General features: G+C 35.6%; 1 protein-coding gene. It reads left to right on the top strand.

Annotated elements, in window-relative coordinates; all coding sequences use genetic code 11:
• Positions 1-134 precede the first annotated feature (134 nt).
• Positions 135-11,034, top strand: a 10,900-nt coding sequence (locus J3U69_RS01915; protein ID WP_267412859.1) for a YSIRK-type signal peptide-containing protein, incomplete at its 3' end; no start/stop codon positions are given.

Raw genomic sequence — 11,034 nt, forward strand, 5'->3', positions numbered from 1 at the left:
TTAAAATATAAAAATGATTATTTAAGATAACAATAACTACTGTATTTTTAATATAATAACAAGCAATATATTAGCATTTATTAGCCGTGCCAATAAAATGAAAGATATAAGGTGTCTTTATAGGGAGGCTAATTATGTTAGGAAAAAATAATTTGAACGAAAAGAAAAGAAAAATGAACATGCAAAATAAAAAGGAGCGATTTTCAATTCGGAAATTCACTGTTGGCGCTGCTTCTGTTTTGCTTGGTTTTACTTTTTTTGGAATGAATACTCAATTTGTAAAAGCCGATAATATTAGTTCAGAACAGGAAGAAAAAAAAGAAAATATTGATACAACCCAATCTGATACAACGTTAAATAAGACAGATCAAAATGTAAAACCGGATTTATCTACATACTCAGGACTGACCTCATTTTTAAAGGCAAGTACTGTTACTCAAACTGGCTCAACCAAACTTCAAACTAGTTCGTCAGGTTCAACTAGTAGCGAAACAAACAAAGATAATCACGTTAATAATGATCAAAATAGTCAAACACAAAGTACAAATGGCACTAATACTTCAGATCAAACGGACAAATTAAATCAGAATGGTTCGAATTCAGATCAAACGGATAAAACTAATTCAAATGGTTCGAATTCAGATCAAACGGATAAAAATAACTCAAAAGGTTCCAATTCAGATCAATCCTCTGATATTACTGGATCAGGTGATAATAGCAAAGATAATGGTAAACTACCAGATAATTCAAAAGACAATAATGATCCAGCAAATACTGGTGATCAATCAGGAAAAACTCCTGACAGCATTAAGAAAAAAGACACTGACTTAACTGCAAACGATAATAAAACCGGTTATCTGCCAACAATTGTTAATGGTGCAGCTCACGTATATAATTGGGCACAATTTAGAAATGCATATCAAAATAAAACTATTAATGAAATCGATATTATGCAAAATATTGTTGCTGATAATAACATCAACTGGGTTGGATTTGACTTTGATGGTAGAACCCTACTTATTAAGAGTTATGATGCTGATAAAAGAACGGATAAATATACAATCAATTTCAAAGGTAATCACCCTAATTTAAATGGATATACTTCTTTGGACTTAACTTATGAAAACCTAAACATTTGGAGTGCTGACTTTTATGGTATTGCAAGGGCATATGATTTGATAGGTAATAATTATGCTAACATCACTTTTAAAAATGTTGATTTTCATGGTTCTCAGATGATATATACCAACAATAATACGCATATTTTCTTTGTCGGCAATAACACTGCAGAAACAGTTAAGACACCATATGATGTCAATGGTCCTTCCGATGGTAATAACCAGCAATTATTCCAATATACTGGTAATAACAACTCAATTACTTTTTCAGGGACATTTGTTGGTAAAACATATGGCGGTAATGTAATTGAAATGTCTGGTGATTATAACAAGGTTACTATTGATAAAGGAGCAACAGTTAGCTTGTATCCTCGTGGTAATAGTGACGGTACTAGTTGGATTAGTAATCCTGCAGAAACGACTGGAACCATTTTCGCTATTGTTTTAAGAGGTAATAATGAATCCGTTGATGTTAACGGGACGCTTAATATTGTAGTTCAAAATGATAAATATAAAGGGCAATACGATAATAACCAGGCTACTGCCATTTACATAAATGATAGTACAACTTCGACCTTTAATATTTTAAATGACGCCACGGTAAATATAAATACTAACGGCGATATCGCTGATTTTAACTATAGAAGAAATGTTATTTACGATGGTGGTAATTTTAATATTCGGCCAAGAGGGACACTGAATGTTACTGGTCAAAATATGGGTAACTATTCAGATACATTGGTTTATATCAAAGGTAAAGCTGATATCGAAAATGGTGCTTTTAATATCAGATTGTTGGATAATGCGGGTACTGGTGCTATTACTCTAGTTGATGTCCAGGGTGGTACTTTAATTGTTAATAACCCGACTTCTTTAATTTTGGATGCACACTTAAATAAAAACCCTAATACCAGTATTATTGGTTCAATGCCAATAACTATTACTAATGTTAGACAAAAATTTGATTTAAGTGGATTAGGCATTAATATTAATGAGCTTCAGTTGCCACCATTCCATGTTTTAAAGGTTAGGAAGACTAATCAAACAATTTCTGTTGATAATATTGAATTACTGAATGGACTTCGTAAAATTACCCAAAAGGATTTGACTGATTTAAAGGACAAAATGGCCAATTCTGGGATTAAGTTCGAAGCTTTACCGCCAGACGTAATCACTTCTTTACAAACGGCTGCAAGTACTAATGCCACTTATGACAGTCTTTTTAAAGATATCATTCAGAAGGCCTTTAATAACCAAAATAATTTCGGTTATAACAACATTAGTTTTATTCCAGCTAATCCAAGTGGATTTTTGGATATTGATCCAAGTAAAGTTGATGTTGTTAGAAATAGTGATGGATCCCAAACAATTTCTGGTAAAGCAGGAAGCGTAATTAATTATGATGCTGCCTTGGACGGGCCAGATACTGATTTGCAACATCCAAAAAACATCTTTAGTTTAGTTTTACCTGTAGCTACTAAGGCTTATATCACAGCAAACTTAGTTGACGGTAATAAAAATAAGTCTGTTTGGTCACCAAAAGATGCGAACGGTAATGAACTAATAGCCAATCCGTATGCGGATACAAATGATTCATTACGAGATACAGGCAATAGCTCTCTTGATCCATTACCTAAACAATTTGTTGCTGTTGTTAATGATGATGGTTCATTTGAATTTACGATTCCAGCCGAGCAAGTACTTAAGTTGAATAAAGCATATTCAGTAGAACTATCTCCAAGTGCCAACTTTATTGGCTATGATCAAACCGAAATTAATTCAGGAAGTAGGCCAATTTCTAAGAACTTAAATATTCAAACTCTTAACGAAGCGCGTAATCATGCAGCTCAAGAAATTAACGATGCTATTAATAATGCAAAAACTAATCTACCGAATAATTTGACCCCAGAACAAAATGCAGCATTTAATGATGCCATTGCTAAAGCAGCTGCAGCAGCTTCACAAACTATTACGGATGATAATAAAACTACCTCGGTTTACGATCCAAGTGCAAATACCTATGTTGAAGTTAATAATCGGAAGCAAGCAGCTATAGATATCATTGAACAAGCACTAAAAAATGCTAAGTCATCTTCAGAAACTGAAACTAATCGTGCAGATGCAATTAATGAGTTAAATGATGCTGCCAATAAACAAATCAGTTCTTATCCATCTCAAACCGCTACAATAATGCAAGCGCGGGATAATGCCATTAACCAAGTTAAAGCTGCAAAAACTCCTGAAGAAATTACCAAGGCAAAAGAAACAGGTGTTGATGCAATTAATCATGTAGCACAAGGATATAAAGACGCTATTAAGGCAGATTTAGATAGTCAAATTAAGCAGGTTAAATCGGCTTTGCAAGGTATTGCAGAGGATACAAATCTAGATCAAAAGCAAAAAGATGATATCTTAGCACTGGCTGATCGGCTTAATCGACCGCAAGCAATTATTACGGATAAGGGTGACATTGATAAAGATGAAGACCAGCCGTCCGTTGAAAGTCATCAAAAAGAAGCACAAGACGCAATTACCGCTTTACAAAATACAATTAATGCAATAACCAAGCTTGAAAATTCTGCTAAGGATCAAATTACAAAGCATACCGATAAAGCCGAACAAATAAAGGATGCACTAAATAAGACGGTTCATGACGTCATAACAGGGGATGATCCTGATGGCTCTAAAGGTCTAGAGGTAATTGATAAGGTATATGCTGACCAAGAAGCAGAAAACATTATTAATGCTGCACAGGCAGCCAAAAAGCGTGTGCAAGAATCTGGGTTATCAGCTGATGATCAAGCTAGCTATTTAACCGAAATAGATAATGCAGTTAAATTAGCTACAGCACAGCCTGGAACTGATGGTTATGATGCTAATGAATCTATCTATGGCACTTCGGATGAAAATGCTATCAAACAGAGAATTGCCAAGGCACAAAATGCTTTTGCTAAAGCGGCAGCTAAGGCTGAATTGGTAGGATTTGGTCAAACGAGTAACACCAATATCGGTGTTACTACGACTCCTGCAATTGACCAAGCAATTAAAGCTGGCTTGACTGCTATTGATCAAGCAACTGATATTGATGCTGCAGAAGAACAAGCAAAGAAAAATGTTTTGAAAGAAATTTCTAAGAAGAAGTTAAATGATGCTGAATCAGATTTTGAAAATCAACTAGATAATGTTACTGGCTTGACTGCAAAAGATATTGATGATGTCAAAGAGCAGGCAAGAAAATTAATCAATAATGAGCAAAAGCCAGTTGGCTATAATCAAAAGATTGATCAGGCAGATAGTTTAGAAGCAATTGATTCTGTCAGAAACGATGGAGTTGACGCTTTAAGCAAATTGCTAGCTGCTCAAACAGAAAAGGGTCAACTTAATAAGCAAATCACTGAAGCTACGCAAAAGATTCGTCAAAAGCAAGAGCAGGCCAATCAGGCTATCGATAATATTAATTCTTTAACTGACGAACAAAAAGCCGCATATCATAAGCAGGTTAATGATTTAGCCGATCAAGGAGTTAATGATTTAGCAACGACACAAAGTTCTAAGATTGATGATTTGGTAAATACAGTTAATGGCAACATTGATAACGTGGTAACCAAAGCTCAAGGTAAAGCTAATGAAGTAGTAGAAACTGCTAAAACTTCAGCTAAACAAAAACTTGCAGATGAAGCAACTGCTGCTAAGAATGCAATTGACCAAATTCCTGATAGCCAACTTAGTCAAACAAGTAAGGATTACTACAAGGACTTAATTGATAAGCATGTTAAGGAAGCTACAGATAAAATTGATGCGACTACAGTTGTTGATGCAATAGCTTCAATTCAAAAAGATGGTGAAGCTAATATTAATCGTGATTTGAATGATGCTCAGATTTCGGCTGCTAGGTCAAAAGCTATTAAAGATTTACGTGATGCCAAAGAAGCAGCTAAAAAAGTGCTCAATGACGCGCATGATGCAAAATCAATTAGTGATAGTAGTTGGCAAGATAAGCTTAATCAAATTGATAAATACTATGATCAAGCCACCGAGGCAATAGCTGTAGATTACCAGCTTGGAGATATCACCAATCATGCTACAAAAGGAATAGCAGATATTAAGAGTGTAGCTGATAGTATTTCATCGGATATCGAATCGCAAAAATTAGCACAACAAAAGCAAAATGCGCTTAATGATTTACAAAAAGCGGTAGACAATGTTCGGAATCATATTACAAATGATCCTAATTTATCACCTACAGAAAAGACTAAATATTATAATCAAATTACCGAAAAGTTTAATAATGCTCAATCTGCTATTCAAGCGGCTGGTAAGGATCAAGTACAAGCAGCTTTAAATGATGGTAAAGCGGAATTAAATAAAATTCAAGAAGATGCTGATATTCAATCAGCTAAGGATAAGGCAATTTCTGAATTATTAGCTGAGAAAAACACAATTTACCAAAAGATCGGTAACTTGGATGAAGTTACAAGCGCAAACAAAGATCAGCTGCGGAAAAAAGTTGATGCTGCATATGATGCTGCAATAAGTAAAGTTAATAATCCTTCTCCTGCAACAATTGACCAAATTACCTCGGAAAAAGAGCAAGGTAAAAAGAATATTGACGATGTTATTACAGATTTAAATATCAACAAGATTATTAATCAACAAAAGCTTGATCAGTATGCTGAACAAGCTATTAATCGGATTCAATCTTCAACGGACATTTCGCAAGATCTTAAGAATCAAACCATTACTGCAATTCAGTCAGCTCGTGACAGTGCGAAAGCAAAAGTAACTAACCAAACTGATATCGCTTCAGCTAATAGTGCTGAAAAAGACGGTGAAAAAGCAATTGATTTGGCTGAGTCACAAGGTAATGGCTTAGATACTCTTAAAAATAATGCAAGTAAGCAAATTGGTGATGCCGCTGATTCGGCCATTAAGCGCTTAAATGATTTATATAACTCCTTAAGTGATGAGGCTAAAACTGAACTTAAATCTACTTTTGATGACATCACTAATAGTATTAATACAATTGCGCAAAATGCAAAAGCTCAGATTAAAAAAGCTACGAACAAGCAGAATGTTTCTGATATTTATAATGACGCAATTAATTCTATTGGAAACGCGGAATCAAAGGCAAACCTGTCAGCAACTAAATCGCAAGCTAAAGAAGCTATTCAAAAAGCAGCAGACGAAGCTAAAAAGAATCTATCTGATCCCAAAGATCAAGATGCTATCGATGTTGTTGCCAAGCTGGGAGTATCTGATGTTGACGCAGCGCAAGATATTGATACTGTAAACAAGATAAAAGGTAATGCTATTGATGGCATTAAGAATATCACATCAATTGCTCAATCAAGTGATGCAGAAAACACTCGGAGATTAAAGCAAGAAGCAATCGATGCTTTAAATCAAAAACTAGGAGACAAGACGCAAAATACTGGTGCATTAGGTGATGTTGGCAATCTGATAGACTTAACTGACCAGCAAAAAGCAGACTACCAAAATGCATTGCAACAAGCGCATGATCGTGCAGTTGCAAATGTTGAGGGTGCTACTAAGGAAAATATTGATACTGAAAAGAACACTGGATTAAAGAACATTGATGACATTGTTACAGCGGCAAAATTGCAAGCAGCAAAGAATAGGGCAAAAGCTGATTTGGATCACCTTGCTCAAGATGCTGTTAATAAAGATAAGAAAGATGAAACTACAATTAATGCTGAACGTGACAAGGCAAAAGCAAATGTTGATAAAGCTCAAAACCAAGATGAAGTTAAGACAGCTAAAGATAATGGGACAACTACAATAACTAATATTGTTAATACAGCTGATAACGAACAGCTTACTGCTAATAAGGCAGCAGCTAAATCTAGTTTTGAAGAAGCAGTAAATAAGTTACAAACTCAGCTTAATAATGATTTAGCGAATAAAAAGATTGGTCAAGATCAGTTTGATGACTTAAAGAGCAAGCTTGACAAGGTACGTAGTGATGGTGAAACCAGAATTACTTCTTCTACAAAGCAAACAGACCTGGATGATGCGATTGCTAAAAATACATCTGATTTAAATGGCATCAGCTCTGCAATCACCAGCGCAGAGAACTTAAATGAAGCACTGGCAAAATTACAAGATGCAGTTAATAAAGCAACTGCTTCCGCTAATAAGATTGCTAACGATGATCCTGAATTAGCTGGAAGAATGAGAGAACAGATTGAACAAGAACGTTCTAAAGCTGCTAAAAATATTCAAGCTGCTAAAAATAGTTCCCAAGATGCTAATGTAGCCATAAATGAGGCAGCGGCTAACGGTGTTAATGCATTAAATCATTTAACCGAACGCTTTGAGCAAAAGAATAAGGTAATTAATGATTTAAAGCAGTATTCTCAATCTGCTAAAACAAGTTTACAAGATCCAAATTTGTCTTCGACAGAAGTTGCTACTGGTGAGCAAGCTATCAACCAAGCGTTACAACAAGGAATTACTAATATTTATCAAGCAACAGATACTGATGATTTGGCTAAAATTGAAGATACAATTAAGCAAAACATTGATAATGCTAAATTGCCAACTAGTTTATTAGCAGAGAAGAATAAGCAGATTAGTGCATTAGATCAATATGTAAAAGATAAGGGCGATATCAATAGTATTGCCAAAGATCTAAGCGATGAGCAAAAGCAAGACTTACAAAATCAGGTTGATCAGGCAGTTAAAAAGGCAAAAGAAAAGATTCAGGCAATTAATTTACCTGAAAACGCGCAGGCTGCTGACTTAGAAACTGCAAAGAATAAGCTTTCAAATGCTGAAAAAGGTATTCCAGAAAACGGAGAAACCGCCGACTTTGGTGAAGCAGGTGTTGACAAAGTTTACACTTTGGCTAAGACAAAAGAAGCAATATTCCAAGCTAAACAGGAGGCAATTGCTGAATTACAACAAAATAAAGATGCAGCTAATAAAGCTGTCGAAGATTCAGGGTTGTCTGCCAGCGATCAAGCAAAACAAAAGCAAAAGATTCAAGATATCTTTGATAGCAGTAAGGATAAAATTAATAATATTTCTGATAAAAAGCCAGATGGAACTGATAAGACCGTAGAAGAAGTCACCCAAGAAGCAAAGGCCATTGTTGATGCCGCTTCTAAGGGTTATCAAGGACCAAATGGTGAAAAAATACCAGGATTTGATCAAGTCAAAAATGATGCTGATCTTGCGGGTGCCAAGACTACTGCTGAAGGAATCCTGCAAAATAAACAGACTCAGGCTAAGCAAACAATTGATCAGTCACAGCTGACCCAAGAGCAAAAGACTGCTGCTAAAAATGCAGTAGATACTGCCTATGAAAATGCCAAAACTGAGATTGAAAAGCAAACAGATATTAGTAAAATTCCAACTGATGAAGCACAAATTGGTCAAGAGATTGATAACATTATTAAGAATTCATCTAGTTGGGTTAAAACTGATCAAACCAATGCACTGAATGGTACTGAAGTTATTGATGGTTTGCAAGAGCAATTTGACAAGTTAACTGCCGAACAGAAAGCAAATCCTGAATATAGTGGCAACATTAGGGACATTACTGATAGCATCACTGCAATTAAGCAAGCTGACAACATTCAAGCAATCAGTGCAGCCTATGACAAGGGAATAACTGCCTTGAATAAGCTCAAGGGAATGGAAACTATTAATGAAAGCCTTAATAAAGCTAAAGCTGATATTAATGCCAACAATGATTTGGATCAAGATAAGAAAAATGAACTTATTCAGAATGCAGAGAATCATGCTAAGGAAGGTAAGCAAAATATCGCTAACGTAACTGCTCCGACTGGTGATCCTGAAGCAAAGAAGAATCAGATTTCGCAGGCAGCTGACAATGCGGTAAATGATATCCAAAGTGAAGTTAACAAAGCAACTGATGTAAGTAGAACTAAAGCTGACGATGAACTAAAACAAAAGTATCAAGAAGCAATTGACAAGCTCCACAAGGAATACGGTGCTCAAGCTATCACGAGTGCAACCGATAGTGCTTGGAATACTCATCAACATGTTACCGGTAATACTTTTGATGAGATTCAAAAGAGCAAGCTTGATGCAGAAAAGGCAATTGCCAAGGGTGCAGTAGATGATGCCGCTGCCAATGCCAAGAACAAGCTTGATAAAGATGAGACCAAGAAGCCGGATGGTTCAAAATACACTGACAAAGAAAAGCAGGATATTAAGGATCAGATCGATAAAAATTCTAAGGATGCTAAAGACAAAATAGATCAAACTACAGGTAAGAAAGACGATAAAACTGGTAAAACTGATACTGATGATGCCCGTGATGAAGGAATTACCATTATTGGTGGATCTGAAGTTGGAATTGATAAAGCTGCTGCGCAAACTAAATTTGATCAAGACACTGCTAAATTGCAAAAACAAATTGACGATGATTTAGCTGGTAAGAAGTTAAATCAAGATCAATATGATCAGTTAAAGAAACAGATTAGTCAAGCTAAACAAGATGGTACAAAACGGATTAGCGAGTCGACTACTGCTGAAGAATTAACTAAAGCACAGGAACAAAATCAAGCAGATTTAAGTAATATAAGTTCTGCTATTGCCAGAATTGAAGCAATCAATCAAATCAAGCAAAATGCAATTAATGAATTGCAAGTAAATAAAGCTGCTGCTGATCAAGCTATCGAAAAATCAGGATTGTCTGCTAGCGATCAAGCCAAACAAAAGCAAAAGATTCAAGATATCTTTGACGGCAGTAAAAGTAAAATCAACAGTATTTCTGATAAAAAGCCGGATGGAACAGATAAGACGATTGATGAGATAACCCAAGAAGCAAAGGCCATTGTTGATGCCGCTTCTAAGGGCTCTCAAGGATCAAATGGTGAAAAAATACCAGGATTTGATCAAATCAAGAACGATGTTGATCTTGCAGGTGCCAAGACTACTGCTGAAGGAATCTTGCAGAATAAGCAGGCTCAGGCCAAGCAAATAATTGATCAATCACAGTTGACTCAAGTGCAAAAGACAATTGCTAAAAATTTAGTAGATACTGCCTGTGAAAATGCTAAAACTGAGATTGAAAAGCAAACAGATATTAGCCAGATACCAACCGATGAAGCACAAATTGGCCGAGAAATTGACGATATTATTAAAAATTCTTCTAAATGGGTCACTATTGATAAAAATAATGCGCTGGTTGGTGACGGTGATGTTGCAGGTCTGCAGACGGGTCTTGACGAATTAGCTGATAGACAAAAATCGAATCCAGATTATGCTGCTGATATTAAAGATATTACAGATAGCATTGAAGGAATAAAAAATGCTAGTGAAATGGAAAAGGTCACTGCCGCATACAATAAGGGTATGACCGCTTTGAACAAGCTTAAAGGTAAGGAAACTGTCCAAGTTGCTTCTGATAAAGCAATCAGCGAACTTATTCAAAATGATGATATTGACGAAAACACGAAAAATCAGATGATAGCTGCGATTAAAGACCAAGCCAAAAAAGGTAAGGAAAACATTTCTAACATTTCTAATTCAGCTAGTGATCTAGAAACGATAAAAGGTCAAATTAGCGATGCTGCTAACAATGCGGTAAATGAAATTCAAAGCATAGTTAACAAAGCTACGAATGAAAGTAGAACTAAAGCTGATCAAGAGCTGCAACAAAAGTATCAAGAAGCAATTGATAAACTTCATAAGGAATACGGTGCTCAAGCTATCACGAGTGCAACCGATAGTGCTTGGAATACTCATCAACATGTTACTGGTGATACTTTCGATGAGATTAAAAAGAGTAAGCTCGATGCAGAAAAAGCAATTGCCAAGGGTGCAGTAGATGATGCCGCTGCCAATGCCAAGAACAAGCTTGATAAAGATGAGACCAAGAAACCGGATGGTTCAAAATACACTGACAAAGAAAAGCAGGATA

Origin of the sequence: Lactobacillus sp. B4026, assembly GCF_026535825.1 — a bacterium.
GTDB classification, from domain to species: Bacteria; Bacillota; Bacilli; order Lactobacillales; family Lactobacillaceae; genus Lactobacillus; species Lactobacillus panisapium.